Source organism: Pseudomonas sp. W2Jun17 (genome assembly GCF_023127795.1).
Taxonomy (GTDB): domain Bacteria; phylum Pseudomonadota; class Gammaproteobacteria; order Pseudomonadales; family Pseudomonadaceae; genus Aquipseudomonas; species Aquipseudomonas synxantha_A.
The window spans coordinates 28,990-44,871 of sequence record NZ_SPKO01000001.1; the positions used below are offsets into that span (position 1 = coordinate 28,990).

The 15,882-nt window shown below is 57.8% G+C and carries 13 protein-coding genes and 2 tRNA genes; 14 read left to right on the forward strand and 1 reads right to left on the reverse strand.

Translation table 11 applies throughout. The features are described from left to right. The first annotated feature begins 75 nt into the window (after positions 1-75). From carB to E4O98_RS00135, 3 genes are read left to right on the forward strand one after another with little or no spacing between them, the layout of a single operon-like run. Complete coding sequence (carB, locus tag E4O98_RS00125; protein ID WP_005791497.1) at positions 76-3,297, forward strand: carbamoyl-phosphate synthase large subunit; 3,222 nt, start codon at positions 76-78, stop codon at positions 3,295-3,297. Beyond that, on the forward strand, positions 3,294-3,770 hold the full coding sequence (greA, locus tag E4O98_RS00130) for a transcription elongation factor GreA (protein ID WP_005791494.1): 477 nt from the start codon (positions 3,294-3,296) through the stop codon (positions 3,768-3,770). The genes carB and greA overlap by 4 nt, the downstream gene beginning before the upstream one ends. Before the next feature lie 28 nt (positions 3,771-3,798). Beyond that, positions 3,799-4,203: a hypothetical protein gene (locus E4O98_RS00135; protein ID WP_032879441.1), complete on the forward strand. Its 405-nt coding sequence runs from the start codon at positions 3,799-3,801 to the stop codon at positions 4,201-4,203. Between the two features lie 9 nt (positions 4,204-4,212). On the opposite strand, the gene E4O98_RS00140 is transcribed toward E4O98_RS00135, so the two are convergent. Further along, positions 4,213-4,521: a YhbY family RNA-binding protein gene (locus E4O98_RS00140; protein WP_003176146.1), complete on the reverse strand. Its 309-nt coding sequence runs from the start codon at positions 4,519-4,521 to the stop codon at positions 4,213-4,215. A gap of 106 nt (positions 4,522-4,627) precedes the next feature. On the opposite strand from E4O98_RS00140, the gene rlmE reads away from it, so the two are divergent. The 11 genes from rlmE (at position 4,628) to infB (ending at position 15,766) form a co-directional block, all read left to right on the forward strand. Next, positions 4,628-5,278 carry a 23S rRNA (uridine(2552)-2'-O)-methyltransferase RlmE gene (gene rlmE, locus E4O98_RS00145; RefSeq protein ID WP_003194199.1) on the forward strand — a complete coding sequence of 217 codons (651 nt, stop codon included), beginning with the start codon at positions 4,628-4,630 and terminating at the stop codon, positions 5,276-5,278. 200 nt (positions 5,279-5,478) lie between these two features. Beyond that, the gene (gene ftsH / locus E4O98_RS00150; RefSeq protein WP_032803717.1) at positions 5,479-7,389 is read left to right on the forward strand and encodes an ATP-dependent zinc metalloprotease FtsH; all 1,911 of its coding nucleotides are present in this window, start codon (positions 5,479-5,481) and stop codon (positions 7,387-7,389) included. An 8-nt stretch (positions 7,390-7,397) separates the two neighbouring features. Then, the gene (folP, locus tag E4O98_RS00155; protein ID WP_248133888.1) at positions 7,398-8,249 is read left to right on the forward strand and encodes a dihydropteroate synthase; all 852 of its coding nucleotides are present in this window, start codon (positions 7,398-7,400) and stop codon (positions 8,247-8,249) included. A 16-nt stretch (positions 8,250-8,265) separates the two neighbouring features. After that, on the forward strand, positions 8,266-9,603 hold the full coding sequence (glmM, locus tag E4O98_RS00160) for a phosphoglucosamine mutase (protein WP_248133889.1): 1,338 nt from the start codon (positions 8,266-8,268) through the stop codon (positions 9,601-9,603). A 66-nt stretch (positions 9,604-9,669) separates the two neighbouring features. After that, positions 9,670-10,425 carry a triose-phosphate isomerase gene (gene tpiA, locus E4O98_RS00165; RefSeq protein WP_005791483.1) on the forward strand — a complete coding sequence of 252 codons (756 nt, stop codon included), beginning with the start codon at positions 9,670-9,672 and terminating at the stop codon, positions 10,423-10,425. Between the two features lie 4 nt (positions 10,426-10,429). Beyond that, positions 10,430-10,813 carry a preprotein translocase subunit SecG gene (secG, locus tag E4O98_RS00170; RefSeq protein WP_248133892.1) on the forward strand — a complete coding sequence of 128 codons (384 nt, stop codon included), beginning with the start codon at positions 10,430-10,432 and terminating at the stop codon, positions 10,811-10,813. A gap of 22 nt (positions 10,814-10,835) precedes the next feature. Further along, positions 10,836-10,921, forward strand: a tRNA-Leu gene (locus E4O98_RS00175). A 96-nt stretch (positions 10,922-11,017) separates the two neighbouring features. Further along, positions 11,018-11,094, forward strand: a tRNA-Met gene (locus tag E4O98_RS00180). Between the two features lie 140 nt (positions 11,095-11,234). Next, the gene (gene rimP / locus E4O98_RS00185; RefSeq protein ID WP_003235029.1) at positions 11,235-11,693 is read left to right on the forward strand and encodes a ribosome maturation factor RimP; all 459 of its coding nucleotides are present in this window, start codon (positions 11,235-11,237) and stop codon (positions 11,691-11,693) included. A gap of 47 nt (positions 11,694-11,740) precedes the next feature. Beyond that, entirely contained in the window at positions 11,741-13,222 is a 1,482-nt protein-coding gene (nusA, locus tag E4O98_RS00190) for a transcription termination factor NusA (RefSeq protein ID WP_005791481.1), read from the forward strand. A 27-nt stretch (positions 13,223-13,249) separates the two neighbouring features. Further along, entirely contained in the window at positions 13,250-15,766 is a 2,517-nt protein-coding gene (gene infB / locus E4O98_RS00195) for a translation initiation factor IF-2 (RefSeq protein ID WP_005791478.1), read from the forward strand. Positions 15,767-15,882: the final 116 nt, after the last annotated feature.

Consider the following 15,882-nt stretch of genomic DNA (forward strand, 5'->3'; position numbering starts at 1 on the left):
GGTGGCCCCCGCAGGCTCTTCAAGGATTGTTCTAGACGGCTTGCCGACTGACCTGCGGATTTGAGTGACAAACCCATGCCAAAACGTACAGACATAAAAAGCATCCTGATTCTCGGCGCTGGCCCGATCGTGATCGGCCAGGCCTGCGAATTCGACTACTCCGGCGCCCAGGCCTGTAAGGCCCTGCGTGAGGAGGGCTACCGCGTCATCCTGGTGAACTCCAACCCGGCCACCATCATGACCGACCCGGCCATGGCCGACGCGACGTACATCGAGCCGATCAAATGGCAGACCGTTGCCAAGATCATCGAGAAAGAGCGTCCGGACGCGCTGCTGCCAACTATGGGCGGCCAGACTGCATTGAACTGCGCCCTGGACCTGGAGCGCGAAGGCGTCCTGGAAAAGTTCGGCGTAGAGATGATCGGCGCCAATGCCGACACCATCGACAAGGCTGAAGACCGTTCGCGTTTCGACAAGGCCATGAAGTCCATCGGCCTGGCGTGCCCGCGTTCCGGTATCGCCCACAGCATGGAAGAAGCCAATGCGGTCCTTGAGACCCTGGGCTTCCCGTGCATTATCCGTCCGTCCTTCACTATGGGTGGCACCGGTGGCGGCATTGCCTACAACCGTGAAGAGTTCGAAGAAATCTGCGCGCGTGGCCTGGACCTGTCGCCGACCAAAGAGCTGCTGATCGACGAATCGCTGATCGGTTGGAAAGAATACGAGATGGAGGTGGTCCGCGATAAAAAGGACAACTGCATCATCGTCTGCTCCATCGAAAACTTCGATCCGATGGGCGTGCACACTGGTGACTCGATCACCGTGGCTCCGGCGCAGACCCTGACCGACAAGGAATACCAGATCCTGCGTAACGCCTCCCTGGCGGTACTGCGCGAGATCGGCGTTGAAACCGGCGGTTCCAACGTTCAGTTCGGTATCTGCCCGGACACCGGCCGCATGGTCGTGATCGAGATGAACCCACGTGTATCGCGTTCTTCGGCGCTGGCCTCGAAAGCTACCGGCTTCCCGATTGCGCGTATCGCTGCCAAGTTGGCTATCGGCTACACCTTGGACGAACTGCAAAACGAAATCACCGGCGGCGCTATGCCGGCGTCTTTCGAGCCGTCTATCGACTACGTTGTGACCAAGCTGCCACGCTTTGCCTTCGAGAAGTTCGCCAAGGCTGATGCGCGCCTGACCACCCAGATGAAGTCGGTTGGCGAAGTCATGGCGATCGGCCGCACGTTCCAGGAATCCCTGCAGAAAGCCCTGCGCGGCCTGGAAGTCGGTGTTTGCGGCCTGGACGAGAAGCTCGACCTGAGCAATCCGGAAAGCATGAGCATCCTCAAGCGCGAGCTGACCGTGCCGGGTGCCGAGCGTATCTGGTACGTGGCTGACGCCTTCCGTGCCGGCCTGAGCGTCGAAGATATCTTCGGCATGAACATGATCGATCCGTGGTTCCTGGTGCAGATCGAAGATCTGATCAAGGAAGAAGAGAAGGTCAAGACTCTGGGCCTGTCGTCTATCGACCGCGACCTGATGTTCCGCCTCAAGCGCAAAGGCTTCTCCGACCAGCGCCTGGCCAAGCTGCTGGGTGTGACCGAGAAGAACCTGCGTACTCATCGCCACAAGTTGGATATCTTTCCGGTCTACAAGCGCGTTGACACCTGCGCCGCAGAGTTCGCCACCGACACTGCCTACATGTACTCCACCTATGAGGAAGAGTGCGAAGCCGCGCCGTCGGATCGCGACAAGATCATCATCCTGGGTGGCGGTCCGAACCGTATCGGCCAGGGCATCGAGTTCGACTACTGCTGCGTACACGCCGCCCTCGCCCTGCGCGAAGACGGGTACGAGACCATTATGGTCAACTGCAACCCGGAAACGGTTTCCACTGACTACGACACTTCCGACCGTCTGTACTTCGAGCCGGTAACGCTGGAAGACGTATTGGAAATCTGCCGCGTCGAGAAGCCTAAAGGCGTGATCGTCCAGTACGGCGGCCAGACCCCGCTGAAGCTGGCGCGTGCCCTGGAAGCTGCCGGCGTGCCGATCATCGGTACCAGCCCGGACGCTATCGACCGTGCCGAAGACCGTGAGCGCTTCCAGCAGATGGTTGAGCGCCTGAACCTGCGTCAGCCGCCGAACGCTACTGTGCGCAGCGAAGACGAAGCCATCCGTGCAGCCAGCAAGATCGGCTACCCGCTGGTGGTGCGCCCGTCCTACGTACTGGGCGGTCGCGCGATGGAAATCGTCTACGAAGAAGACGAACTCAAGCGCTACCTGCGTGATGCGGTGAAAGTGTCCAACGACAGCCCGGTGCTGCTGGACCACTTCCTCAACTGCGCCATCGAAATGGACGTGGATGCGGTATGCGACGGTACTGACGTAGTGATCGGCGCGATCATGCAGCACATCGAGCAGGCCGGCGTTCACTCCGGTGACTCCGCGTGCTCGCTGCCGCCGTACTCGCTGCCGGCGCACATCCAGGACGAGATGCGCGAACAGGTCAAGAAAATGGCCCTCGAGCTGGGTGTGGTCGGCCTGATGAACGTTCAGTTGGCGCTGCAAGGCGAAGACATCTACGTCATTGAAGTCAACCCGCGTGCCTCGCGTACCGTGCCGTTTGTATCCAAGTGCATCGGTGTGTCCCTGGCCATGATCGCTGCCCGTGTGATGGCCGGTAAGACCTTGAAGGAAATCGGCTTTACCAAGGAAATCATTCCCAACTTCTACAGCGTGAAAGAGGCGGTGTTCCCATTCGCCAAATTCCCTGGTGTGGACCCGATCCTGGGCCCAGAGATGAAGTCCACCGGTGAAGTGATGGGCGTGGGCGATACCTTCGGTGAAGCGTTCGCGAAGGCCCAGATGGGTGCCAGCGAAGTGCTGCCGACCGGCGGTACTGCATTTATCAGCGTGCGTGATGACGACAAGCCACTGGTTGCGGGCGTGGCCCGTGATCTGATCAACTTGGGCTTTGAAGTTGTCGCGACTGCCGGGACCGCCAAGCTGATCGAGGCTGCGGGCTTGAAAGTACGTCGCGTGAACAAGGTGACGGAAGGCCGTCCGCATGTGGTCGACATGATCAAGAATGACGAAGTCACGCTGATCATCAACACCACCGAAGGTCGTCAGTCGATCGCGGATTCCTACTCCATTCGTCGTAATGCCTTGCAGCACAAGATCTACTGCACCACCACCATTGCTGCTGGCGAAGCTATCTGCGAAGCGCTCAAGTTCGGTCCGGAAAAGACCGTGCGTCGCTTGCAGGATCTACACGCAGGATTGAAGGCATGATCAAATACCCAATGACCGTCCAGGGCGCCAAGGCCCTGGAAGAGGAACACGCCCATCTGACCAAGGTTGTACGTCCGAAGCTGAGCCAGGACATCGGTACGGCCCGCGAGCTGGGTGACTTGAAGGAAAACGCCGAATACCACGCTGCTCGCGAGCAGCAGGGTATGGTCGAGGCGCGGATTCGTGATATCGAGGGCCGTATGCAGAATGCGGTGATTATTGATGTCACGACCATCCCGCATACCGGCAAGGTGATTTTCGGCACGACCGTGGAAATCGCCAACGTCGAGACTGACGAAAGCGTGACTTACCAGATCGTGGGTGAGGATGAGGCTGATTTCAAGCAAGGCAAGATCTCTGTCGGCTCGCCGATCGCTCGCGCCTTGATTGCCAAGGAAGAGGGTGACGTCGTTGCCGTGAAAACGCCGAGCGGCGTCATTGAGTACGAGATTGTCGAAGTCCGCCACATCTGAAAGACGGCGTCCGCTACGTGTGGGCGCCATGCTTTGGCAGCTCTCTCAGATGCTTTGGGTGGGCGGCCTGTGGCTGTTGCATATGGGTGTATTACCGGTGCTGGGCCTTATTGGTCTGGCACCGTTACTGATCGATGAGATCGACAAATTGCTGAGCGCGCTGCTGGTGGGTTTTGCGGCGGCGTGTGTGTTGCTCCAGGCGTTAGTGCTGGTCAAGGCTGAGGGCTTTGAGAGTTTGTGGCGGGACATTCGCGGGCAACTGCTGTTGATGGCGCTGTATGCGTGCGCGATGTTTTGCGTGGTGTATATTTGGCTGCCGCAAGCGTTGCGCTGGCAGTTATTCAGCTATCTTGTGCTAGGGTTTTCCGGTTTGGTGCTGGTCATGCAGCCGGCGCCGGGGTGGAGTGGCAGGGCGCGCGAAGCACGCCCGTGACCCTTTTCATCATTTGAAGCGATGAACGTTCGACAGTTGCTTGTTGACGCTGAAGTTCTTGCGATACAGCAGCGCCATCTTGCCGATGACCTGAACCAGGTCCGCTTTGCCCACCTTGCACAGTTCTGCAACGGCGGCCAAACGCGCTTCGCGATCAAGGATATTGACCTTGATCTTGATCAGTTCGTGATCGTTCAGTGCGCGTTCAAATTCGGCTAAAACACCTTCAGTCAACCCGTTGTCTGCCACAATCAGAACTGGTTTCAGATGGTGGCCAATGGATTTGTACTGTTTCTTCTGCTCTTGAGTGAGCGGCATAATCTGACCCCTGCGTCTGATCTTGTAAAAAGCGGCGGCCAGTTTACCCGAGCGAGTCCGGGACCGCCCAGTTAATCACGACCCGTTTTATTTTTCGAGGTGGCCCGTGGCCCGTTCCAAAACCAGCCTTAAGTGGCTACAAGAACATTTCAATGATCCTTACGTCAAAAAGGCGCAAAAGGACGGCTACCGTTCCCGGGCCAGCTACAAGCTGCTGGAGATCCAGGACAAGGATAAACTGATCCGTCCGGGCATGAGCGTTATCGATCTCGGCGCGGCCCCCGGTGGCTGGTCCCAGGTGACCAGTCGTCTGATTGGTGGGCAAGGCCGATTGATCGCTTCCGACATCCTCGAGATGGACAGCATCCCGGACGTGACCTTTGTTCACGGCGACTTTACCGAAGACAAGGTATTGGCCGAGATCCTGGAGGCTGTGGGAAATTCGCAGGTAGACCTTGTGATTTCCGACATGGCCCCCAATATGAGTGGATTACCGGCTGTTGATATGCCGCGTGCCATGTTCCTGTGTGAGCTGGCGCTGGATTTGGCAGGTCGGGTATTGCGTCCGGGTGGCGATTTCCTGGTGAAGGTCTTCCAGGGCGAAGGTTTCGACGAGTACCACAAGAACATTCGCAAGTTGTTCGACAAGGTGCAGACCCGTAAACCGGACTCTTCCCGTGACCGGTCCAGGGAGCAGTATCTGCTGTGCCGTGGCTACCGCGGTGTGGAAGGCGCAGCGAGCGAAGAGCGTTTTTGAGAAATTCGAGGAGGGCGATAGGTTTTTTTATATCGCTTTCGTCACGAAGCTTTACGAATATTGTGTAGTCAAAGTTTCACAAAGGGTTACAGACGGCGCCTGCCAGAGTTGTAGGTAATGTAGTAAGTTAGGCCGGTGAATATCATGCGAAGCGCGCGCCAGTAGCGGAGCTTGCTTCAGAGGGTAGTTAATTGAACGATATGGCAAAGAATCTGATCCTGTGGTTGATCATCGCGGCTGTCCTGGTGACGGTGATGAACAACTTCTCCAGCCCTAACGAGCCGCAGACCCTCAACTATTCCGACTTCATCCAGCAAGTTAAGGATGGCAAGGTCGAGCGCGTAGCGGTTGATGGCTACGTGATTACCGGTAAGCGCAACGACGGCGACAGCTTCAAGACCATTCGTCCGGCAATTCAGGACAATGGTCTGATCGGTGACCTGGTGGATAACCACGTGGTTGTCGAAGGCAAGCAGCCTGAACAGCAAAGCATCTGGACTCAGCTCCTGGTGGCAAGCTTCCCGATCCTGGTGATTATCGCCGTGTTCATGTTCTTCATGCGCCAGATGCAAGGTGGTGCGGGAGGCAAGGGCGGGCCGATGAGCTTTGGCAAGAGCAAGGCACGCCTGCTCTCCGAGGACCAGGTCAAGACTACCCTGGCTGACGTTGCAGGTTGCGACGAAGCCAAGGAAGAAGTGGGTGAGTTGGTCGAGTTCCTGCGTGATCCGGGCAAGTTCCAGCGCCTGGGTGGTCGTATTCCTCGCGGCGTGTTGATGGTAGGTCCGCCAGGTACCGGTAAAACCTTGCTGGCCAAGGCGATTGCCGGCGAAGCCAAGGTGCCTTTCTTCACTATTTCCGGTTCTGACTTCGTCGAAATGTTCGTCGGTGTGGGCGCCAGCCGTGTTCGCGATATGTTCGAACAGGCCAAGAAGCATGCGCCGTGCATCATCTTCATCGATGAGATCGATGCCGTTGGTCGCCATCGTGGCGCTGGCATGGGGGGTGGTCATGATGAACGTGAGCAGACCCTCAACCAGTTGCTGGTAGAGATGGATGGTTTCGAGATGAATGACGGCATTATCGTCATCGCCGCGACCAACCGTCCGGACGTACTGGACCCGGCGTTGCTGCGCCCGGGCCGTTTCGACCGTCAGGTCGTGGTTGGCCTGCCGGATATCCGCGGTCGTGAACAGATTTTGAAAGTACACATGCGCAAGGTGCCAATGGGTGACGACGTGGCTCCGGCTGTGATTGCCCGTGGTACGCCTGGCTTCTCCGGTGCCGACCTGGCCAACCTGGTCAACGAGGCTTCGTTGTTTGCTGCCCGTACCGGCAAGCGCATTGTTGAAATGAAAGAGTTCGAATTGGCAAAAGACAAGATCATGATGGGCGCTGAACGCAAATCCATGGTCATGTCCGAGAAAGAGAAGCAGAACACGGCTTATCACGAAGCCGGTCACGCCATTGTTGGTCGCGTTGTGCCTGAGCATGACCCGGTCTACAAGGTGTCGATCATTCCTCGTGGCCGTGCGCTGGGTGTGACCATGTTCCTGCCGGAAGAGGATCGTTACAGCCTCTCCAAGCGTGCATTGATCAGCCAGATCTGTTCGCTTTATGGCGGGCGGATTGCCGAGGAGATGACCCTGGGCTTCGATGGCGTCACCACAGGTGCTTCCAATGACATCATGCGTGCCAGCCAGATTGCACGAAATATGGTGACCAAGTGGGGCTTGTCGGAAAAACTCGGTCCTTTGATGTATGCAGAGGAAGAGGGTGAGGTGTTCCTCGGTCGTGGTGGTGGCGGTCAAAGTGCCAGCTTCTCCGGTGAGACTGCCAAGCTGATCGACTCCGAAGTTCGCAGCATCATTGACCAGTGTTATGGCACGGCCAAGCAGATCCTCACCGATAACCGCGACAAGCTTGATGCCATGGCTGATGCGCTGATGAAGTACGAGACCATTGATGCCGATCAGATCGATGACATCATGGCTGGTCGTACACCGCGTGAGCCTCGCGATTGGGAAGGTGGTTCAGGTACTTCGGGTACCCCACCCGTCGTTCAGAACGAACGCCCTGAGACCCCGATCGGCGGCCCGGCAGCTGACCACTAAGGTTTGAAATGACTTCTGCTTTGTCCTCTACCCGGTTGCCTTGCGGCAACCGGGTTCTTGATTTGGCCCATACGCATGTCATGGGTATTCTCAATGTAACTCCCGATTCCTTTTCCGATGGTGGCCGTTTCAGCCAGCTGGATGCCGCGTTGCGTCATGCCGAGGCGATGGTGGCTGCCGGCGCGACCTTGATTGATGTGGGCGGCGAGTCCACTCGGCCTGGGGCTCGTGTGGTATCCCCGTTGGAAGAGCTTGAGCGGGTAGCGCCCATTGTCGAGCGTATCGCCCGTGAGCTGGATGTGATCATTTCTGTGGACACTTCAACTCCCGCGGTAATGCGTGAAACCGCGCGTCTGGGGGCGGGGCTCATCAATGATGTGCGTTCGTTGCGGCGTGACGGTGCTCTCGATGCAGCTGCAGCGACCGGCCTGCCGGTGTGCCTGATGCACATGCTGGGTGAGCCCGGTAACATGCAGGACAGTCCTCACTACGACAACCTGGTCGGTGAGGTCACTGGGTTCCTGGCAGACAGGATCGCTCAGTGTGTCGAGGTGGGCATCGCGTGCGAAAAGATCATCCTTGACCCGGGGTTTGGCTTTGCCAAGACCCTGCGACATAATTTAAGCCTGTTCAAGCATATGGAGGCGCTGCATGCCCTTGGTCGGCCGCTGCTGGTCGGTGTGTCGCGCAAGAGCATGATAGGGCTGGCCTTGAATCGCCCGGTGGGTGAGCGCTTGTACGGCGGCCTCGCGCTTGCAGCGCTTGCCGTGACCAAGGGCGCTCGTATTTTGCGTGTGCATGATGTCGCCGAGACGGTGGATGTGGTGCGCATGATTGCCGCTGTAGAATCAGCCGAATAAGAATGATGGAGCACTTATGACTAAAAAATACTTTGGCACCGACGGCATCCGTGGTCGGGTCGGCGAGTTTCCGATTACCCCTGATTTCATGCTCAAGTTGGGTTGGGCGGCAGGCATGGCGTTCCGCAGCATGGGGGCGTGCCGGATCCTGGTTGGCAAGGACACCCGTATTTCGGGTTATATGTTTGAATCCGCGCTTGAGGCAGGCTTATCTGCTGCCGGCGCCGACGTAATGCTGTTGGGGCCCATGCCGACGCCGGCGATCGCTTACCTGACGCGTACCTTTCACGCTGAAGCCGGTATTGTGATCAGTGCGTCGCACAACCCGCATGACGACAATGGCATCAAGTTCTTCTCGGGGCAGGGCACCAAGTTGCCTGACGAGATCGAGTTGATGATCGAAGAGCTGCTGGATGCGCCGATGACGGTGGTTGAATCCAGCAAGCTGGGCAAGGTGTCGCGTATCAATGATGCGTCCGGCCGTTATATCGAATTCTGCAAAAGCAGCGTGCCGAGCAGTACCAATTTTGCCGGGCTGAAGATCGTTGTCGATTGCGCCCATGGTGCGACCTACAAGGTAGCGCCAAGTGTTTTCAAGGAGTTGGGGGCGCAAGTCACTGTACTATCGGCTCAGCCTAACGGCTTGAACATCAACGACAACTGCGGCTCCACGCATATGGAGCAACTGCAGGCGGCGGTTCTGGCCGAACATGCGGACCTGGGTATCGCGTTCGATGGCGACGGCGATCGTGTGCTGATGGTGGATCACACCGGCATGATTGTGGATGGTGATGATTTGCTGTTCATCATTGCCCGCGATCTGCATGAGCGTAACAAGCTGCAGGGCGGCGTCGTGGGTACCCTCATGAGCAACCTGGGGCTTGAGTTGGCATTGGCGGAGTTGGGTATTCCGTTTATCCGCGCCAATGTCGGCGACCGTTATGTGATCGCCGAGCTTCTGGAGCGTAACTGGCTGGTAGGCGGCGAGAACTCGGGACACGTCGTATGCTTCCAGCATACGACTACGGGCGACGCCATCATCGCTGCGCTGCAGGTGCTTCTGGCCTTGCGTCGTCGTGACGAGAGCCTGGCGCAGGCGCGTCAGGCCCTGCGCAAGTGTCCGCAGGTGCTGCTCAATGTGCGTTTTGCCGGTGGTGAAAATCCGATCGAGCACCCTGCCGTCAAAGCGGCTTGTGAGCGTGTTACCCAGGCAATGGCTGGGCGTGGGCGTGTGTTGTTGCGCAAGTCGGGCACTGAGCCTCTGGTGCGTGTCATGGTCGAAGGCGAGGACGAAACCCAGGTTCGCGGCCATGCCGAAGACCTGGCAAAACTGGTAACTGAAGTTTGCGCCTGAATTCGGCTTGCCAGTGATGGTGTGGTTGGGTAACATCTGCGCCCACTTTGACCGACGGGGTACAGCATGCGTCGCACTATGGTAGCTGGTAACTGGAAGATGCACGGTACCCGCGCCAGTGTCGCTGAGCTGATCAATGGCCTTCGTCACTTGGCCTTGCCTAGCGGTGTTGATGTCGCGGTTTTCCCACCTTGCTTGCATATCAACCAAGTGGTTGATGGCTTGAAGGGCAAGTCGATCCAGGTCGGCGCGCAGAATTCTGCGGTGGAGCCCATGCAAGGCGCATTGACCGGTGAGATTTCGCCGAGTCAGTTGGTTGATGCGGGTTGTGCCTATGTACTCGTTGGGCACTCCGAGCGCCGTCAGATGATGGGCGAGCGGGATGCGACGCTCAATCGCAAGTTCGCCGCGGCACAGGCTTGTGGCTTGGTTCCGGTGTTGTGCATAGGGGAGACCCTTGAGCAGCGCGAATCGGGCAAGACTCTTGAGGTTGTCTCGCGTCAGCTGGGCAGCATCATCGAGGAGTTGGGTGTTGGTGCGTTTGCAAAGGCGGTTATTGCTTACGAGCCGGTCTGGGCCATTGGCACCGGACTGACTGCTACACCGCAACAGGCGCAGGATGTGCACGCAGCCATCCGCGCGCAGTTGGCGGCAGAGAATTCTGAAGTCGCGCAAGGTGTGCGGCTTCTATACGGCGGCAGCGTGAAGGCGGCCAATGCGGTCGAACTGTTCGGCATGCCGGATATCGATGGGGGGCTCATTGGTGGAGCTTCCCTGAATGCAGATGAGTTCGGTGCGATCTGTCGCGCCGCGGGAAACTGAAAAAATGCTGGAAACAGTCGTAGTCGTTTTTCATCTGTTGGCTGCCCTGAGCGTAGTTGCTCTGGTTTTGTTGCAACAGGGTAAAGGTGCGGATGCTGGTGCGTCTTTCGGTGCAGGTGCTTCAAATACTGTGTTCGGAAGCCAAGGTTCCTCTACCTTTCTTAGTAAGTTTACTGCTATACTTGCCGCAGGTTTCTTCATGACCAGCTTAGGGTTAGGTTACTTTGCTAAAGAGAAAGCTCATGTGCTGACTCAGGTAGGTTTGCCAAACCCAGCAGTGTTGGAAGTTCCAAAAGCAAAACCGGCTTCTGATGATGTCCCGGTGCTTCAAGAGCAAAAGTCGGCTACTCCAGCGACTGACGTACCTCCAGCTCAAGAGCAGAAGTAAGAAGGGTTGTAAGCGCTGTATTGCCGAGGTGGTGGAATTGGTAGACACGCAACCTTGAGGTGGTTGTGCCCATAGGGTGTAGGGGTTCGAGTCCCCTTCTCGGTACCAATTATCAGGAGAGCCCGCTGTTGCGGGCTTTCTTGTAGGTGGAAGGTTACATTGACCCTGTAAGGGATCGGTCGTATACTTCCGCCCCAGCTTTGTCGCGGGGTGGAGCAGTCTGGTAGCTCGTCGGGCTCATAACCCGAAGGTCGTCGGTTCAAATCCGGCCCCCGCAACCAGTTTTAGCGGAGCCCCTTTTAAGGGGCTTTTTGTTAGCTGGACACTTTCAACGCCGCTGTTCGACGGCGTTTCAAGGATGGGCGTTTCGCCCATTTTTTTATTTTGCACAGCATGCACATACATGCACGAGGGGGTTCAGGTGTCGAGCAAGCTAGAAGAGTTGCAGGCCTTGCTGGCCCCGGTGGTCGTGGCCCTAGGCTATGAATGCTGGGGTATTGAGTTTTCGGCTCAAGGTCGCCACTCAATGTTGCGCGTTTATATCGATAAAGAGGGCGGCGTGCTGGTGGACGATTGTGCCATTGTCAGCCGTCAGATCAGCGGTGTGCTGGATGTTGAAGATCCGATTTCCGTTGAGTACACCCTTGAAGTTTCCTCGCCAGGCATGGAACGCCCACTGTTCACTATTGATCAGTTTGCAAAATTTGCCGGTGAACAAGTGAAGATCAAGCTGCGTTCGCCCTTCGAAGGGCGACGCAACTTTCAGGGCCTTCTGCGCGGTGTAGAAGAACAGGATGTCGTGGTGCAGGTAGAAGACCATGAGTTCCTGTTGCCGATCGATATGATCGACAAGGCCAACATTATTCCCAGTTTTGACTGAGACGCGGATCCCGCGGATCCAATGGCTTGCGAAAGGCGAGGCGTACGATGAGCAAAGAAGTACTGCTGGTTGTTGAGTCGGTATCCAATGAAAAGGGCGTACCGGCAAACGTGATTTTTGAAGCGCTGGAGCTGGCCCTGGCCACTGCTACCAAAAAGCGTTTTGAAGACGAAGTTGATCTGCGTGTGGAAATCAACCGCCACACCGGTGCCTATGAGACTTTCCGTCGCTGGACGGTCGTCGAAGAAGCCGATCTTGATGATCCGGCCATCGAAACCTGGCCGAGCAAGGTTGCACAAACGCACCCGGGCGCCCAGGTCGGTGATGTCGTCGAAGAAAAGATCGAATCGATCGAATTCGGCCGTATTGCTGCACAGACCGCCAAGCAGGTCATCGTGCAGAAGGTTCGTGAAGCCGAGCGCGCTCAAGTCGTTGACGCTTATCGCGAGCGCCTGGGTGAAATCATCTCCGGCACCGTGAAAAAAGTTACCCGCGACAATGTGATCGTCGACCTGGGCAACAACGCCGAAGCGTTGCTGGCCCGCGAAGACATCATCTCTCGCGAAACCTTCCGTGTCGGCGTGCGTCTGCGTGCGCTGCTCAAGGAAATCCGCACCGAGAACCGCGGTCCTCAACTGATCCTGTCGCGTACCGCGCCGGAAATGCTGATCGAGCTGTTCCGCATCGAAGTGCCGGAAATTGCCGAAGGTCTGATCGAAGTCATGGCTGCGTCCCGCGATCCGGGTTCGCGTGCCAAGATCGCGGTTCGCTCCAAGGACAAACGCATCGACCCGCAAGGCGCTTGCATCGGTATGCGCGGTTCGCGCGTCCAGGCAGTGTCGGGCGAATTGGGCGGTGAGCGTGTGGATATCGTCCTGTGGGACGATAACCCGGCGCAGTTCGTGATCAACGCCATGTCGCCGGCTGAAGTGGCGGCAATTATCGTTGACGAAGATGCCCATGCAATGGACATCGCCGTTGGCGCAGACAATCTGGCTCAGGCCATTGGTCGTGGTGGTCAGAACGTGCGTCTGGCCAGCCAACTGACCGGCTGGACCCTGAACGTGATGACCGAATCGGACATCCAGGCTAAGCAGCAAGCTGAAACCGGTGACATCCTGCGCAACTTCATCGAAGAGTTGGAAGTCGATGAAGACCTGGCACAGGTACTGGTAGATGAAGGCTTCACCAGCCTGGAAGAGATTGCCTACGTACCGTTGGAAGAAATGCTCAACATCGACGGCTTTGACGAAGACACCGTCAACGAGCTTCGCGCTCGGGCCAAGGATCGTTTGTTGACTAAAGCCATCGCTACTGAGGAAAAGCTGGCAGACGCCCATCCGGCCGAAGACCTGCTCTCGCTTGAGGGTATGGACAAGGATTTGGCGATGGAACTGGCGGTGCGCGGCGTAATTACCCGCGAAGACCTGGCCGAGCAGTCTATTGACGATCTGCTCGACATCGACGGCATTGACGAAGATCGTGCCGGCAAGTTGATCATGGCCGCCCGAGCCCATTGGTTCGAGTAATTAGGCGCGGCCTGAGGAGAGAAGTGCATGACGCAAGTCACGGTGAAACAACTGGCCGATGAGGTCAAAACACCGGTAGAGCGCCTGTTGCAGCAGATGCGTGAGGCAGGTCTGCCGCACACCGCCGCCGATGAAGGTGTGAGCGATAGTGAGAAGCAGTCTTTGCTGACTCACTTGAAGAGCAGCCACAAGGCGAAAGTGGAAGAACCGCGCAAGATTACATTGCAGCGCAAAACCACCAGCACCCTGCGTGTTGCGGGTAGCAAGAGCATCAGCGTAGAAGTACGCAAGAAGAAAGTCTTCGTACAGCGCAGCCCGGAAGAAATCGAAGCCGAGCGCAAACGCGAGCTGGATGAACGTCGCGCAGTAGAAAATGCTGCTCGCCAGAAGGCTGAAGAAGAAGCCAAGCGTCGCGCCGAAGAAGAAGCGCGTCGCCAGCCTGCTGCTGCGCAACCTGCCAACACTGAAGCGGTTGCCGCTCCTGTTGAAGCTGTGCGTGAGGCCGCCCCGGTTGCTGCTGCGCCTGCTCCTGCAGCTGACGCCCGCAAGCGCGACGAACCTCGTCGTCCGGACAAACCACGTGCCGACGATAACAATCGTCGCGGTGGTGGTGGCGATGGCGAGCGCAAAAACGCTCCGCATCGTGCCTCGGTCAAAGAGAAAGCGCCTGCTCCACGCGTTGCCCCACGTACTACCGACGAAGAAAGCGATGGCTTCCGTCGCGGTGGTCGCGGCAAGGCCAAGCTGAAAAAACGCAACGCCCACGGTTTCCAGAGCCCAACCGGCCCTGTCGTGCGTGAAGTGAAGATCGGCGAGACCATCACTGTGGGCGATCTGGCCCAGCAGATGTCGGTCAAGGCTGCTGAAATCATCAAGTTCATGTTCAAGCTGGGCACCCCGGCCACCATCAACCAGGTACTGGATCAGGAAACTGCCCAGTTGGTTGCTGAAGAGCTGGGCCACAAAGTGACCCTGGTCAGCGACACCGCCCTGGAAGATTCCCTGGCCGAGTCCCTGAAGTTTGAAGGCGAGGCAGTTTCCCGTGCACCGGTTGTGACCGTAATGGGCCACGTTGACCACGGTAAAACTTCCCTGCTCGACTACATCCGTCGTGCCAAGGTTGCCGCAGGCGAAGCCGGTGGTATTACCCAGCACATCGGTGCATACCACGTTGAAACCGAACGCGGCATGGTCACCTTCCTCGACACTCCAGGTCACGCCGCGTTTACCGCGATGCGTGCCCGTGGTGCCAAGGCGACCGACATCGTGATCCTGGTGGTTGCAGCGGACGACGGCGTAATGCCGCAGACCATTGAAGCTGTCCAGCACGCCAAGGCTGCCGGCGTTCCTCTGGTTGTAGCCGTGAACAAAATCGACAAGCCCGGCGCCGATCTCGATCGCATCCGTAGCGAACTGTCGGTTCACGGCGTGACATCCGAGGAATGGGGTGGCGAGACGCCATTCGTATCGGTCTCGGCGAAAATGGGTACCGGCGTTGACGAACTGCTCGAAGCGGTCCTGTTGCAAGCTGAAGTCCTGGAATTGACTGCTACGCCTTCGGCTCCTGGCCGTGGTGTGGTAGTTGAATCGCGCCTCGACAAGGGCCGTGGCCCGGTCGCGACCGTGCTGGTTCAAGACGGTACCCTGCGCCAAGGCGACATGGTGCTGGTCGGTTCGAACTACGGCCGTGTACGTGCCATGCTCGACGAGAACGGCAAGCCAATCAAGGAAGCAGGTCCTGCTATCCCGGTCGAGATCCTCGGCCTGGACGGTACGCCGGACGCTGGCGACGAGATGAGCGTAGTTGCCGACGAGAAGAAAGCCCGTGAAGTGGCTCTGTTCCGTCAAGGCAAGTTCCGCGAAGTCAAGCTGGCCCGTGCTCACGCCGGCAAGCTGGAAAACATCTTCGAGAACATGGGCCAGGAAGAGAAGAAGACGCTTAACATCGTCCTCAAATCCGACGTCCGTGGTTCCCTCGAAGCGTTGAACGGCGCCTTGAACGGCCTGGGTAACGACGAAGTGCAAGTGCGTGTTGTCGGTGGCGGTGTCGGTGGTATCACCGAGTCCGACGCCAACCTGGCACTGGCTTCCAACGCTGTACTGTTCGGCTTCAACGTGCGTGCCGATGCTGGCGCTCGCAAGATCGTCGAGCAGGAAGGTCTGGACATGCGTTACTACAACGTCATCTACGACATCATCGAAGACGTCAAGAAAGCCCTTACCGGTATGCTTGGCAGCGATGTCCGGGAGAACATCCTGGGTATCGCCGAGGTGCGTGACGTGTTCCGCTCGCCGAAATTCGGCGCGATCGCCGGTTGCATGGTTGTCGAAGGCACCGTGTACCGTAACCGTCCGATCCGTGTACTGCGTGAAGACATCGTTATCTTCGAAGGCGAGCTGGAATCCCTGCGCCGCTTCAAGGATGACGCTGCCGAAGTACGTGCCGGCATGGAATGCGGTATCGGCGTCAAGAGCTACAACGACGTCAAGGTTGGCGACAAGATCGAAGTCTTCGAGAAGGTTCAGGTTGCTCGCAGCCTCTAACTCGCGCACTTCAGGAGCCACACAGCGCGTGGGCATGTACTTGCCCCGCGCCGTGTCCGGACTCTAAACGCAACGCCCGGTCTGGCTTTTGTCAGGCCGGGCGTTTGCCGCTTTCA

Excerpts from the sequence above, each read along its gene's own strand:
- infB (WP_005791478.1), top strand. The coding sequence starts at position 13,250 with ATGACGCAAGTCACGGTGAAACAACTGGCCGATGAGGTCAAAACACCG.
- secG (WP_248133892.1), top strand. The coding sequence starts at position 10,430 with ATGCTGGAAACAGTCGTAGTCGTTTTTCATCTGTTGGCTGCCCTGAGC.
- glmM (WP_248133889.1), top strand. The coding sequence starts at position 8,266 with ATGACTAAAAAATACTTTGGCACCGACGGCATCCGTGGTCGGGTCGGC.
- greA (WP_005791494.1), top strand. The coding sequence starts at position 3,294 with ATGATCAAATACCCAATGACCGTCCAGGGCGCCAAGGCCCTGGAAGAG.
- E4O98_RS00135 (WP_032879441.1), top strand. The coding sequence starts at position 3,799 with ATGCTTTGGCAGCTCTCTCAGATGCTTTGGGTGGGCGGCCTGTGGCTG.
- ftsH (WP_032803717.1), top strand. The coding sequence starts at position 5,479 with ATGGCAAAGAATCTGATCCTGTGGTTGATCATCGCGGCTGTCCTGGTG.
- E4O98_RS00140 (WP_003176146.1), bottom strand. The coding sequence starts at position 4,521 with ATGCCGCTCACTCAAGAGCAGAAGAAACAGTACAAATCCATTGGCCAC.
- carB (WP_005791497.1), top strand. The coding sequence starts at position 76 with ATGCCAAAACGTACAGACATAAAAAGCATCCTGATTCTCGGCGCTGGC.
- tpiA (WP_005791483.1), top strand. The coding sequence starts at position 9,670 with ATGCGTCGCACTATGGTAGCTGGTAACTGGAAGATGCACGGTACCCGC.
- nusA (WP_005791481.1), top strand. The coding sequence starts at position 11,741 with ATGAGCAAAGAAGTACTGCTGGTTGTTGAGTCGGTATCCAATGAAAAG.
- folP (WP_248133888.1), top strand. The coding sequence starts at position 7,398 with ATGACTTCTGCTTTGTCCTCTACCCGGTTGCCTTGCGGCAACCGGGTT.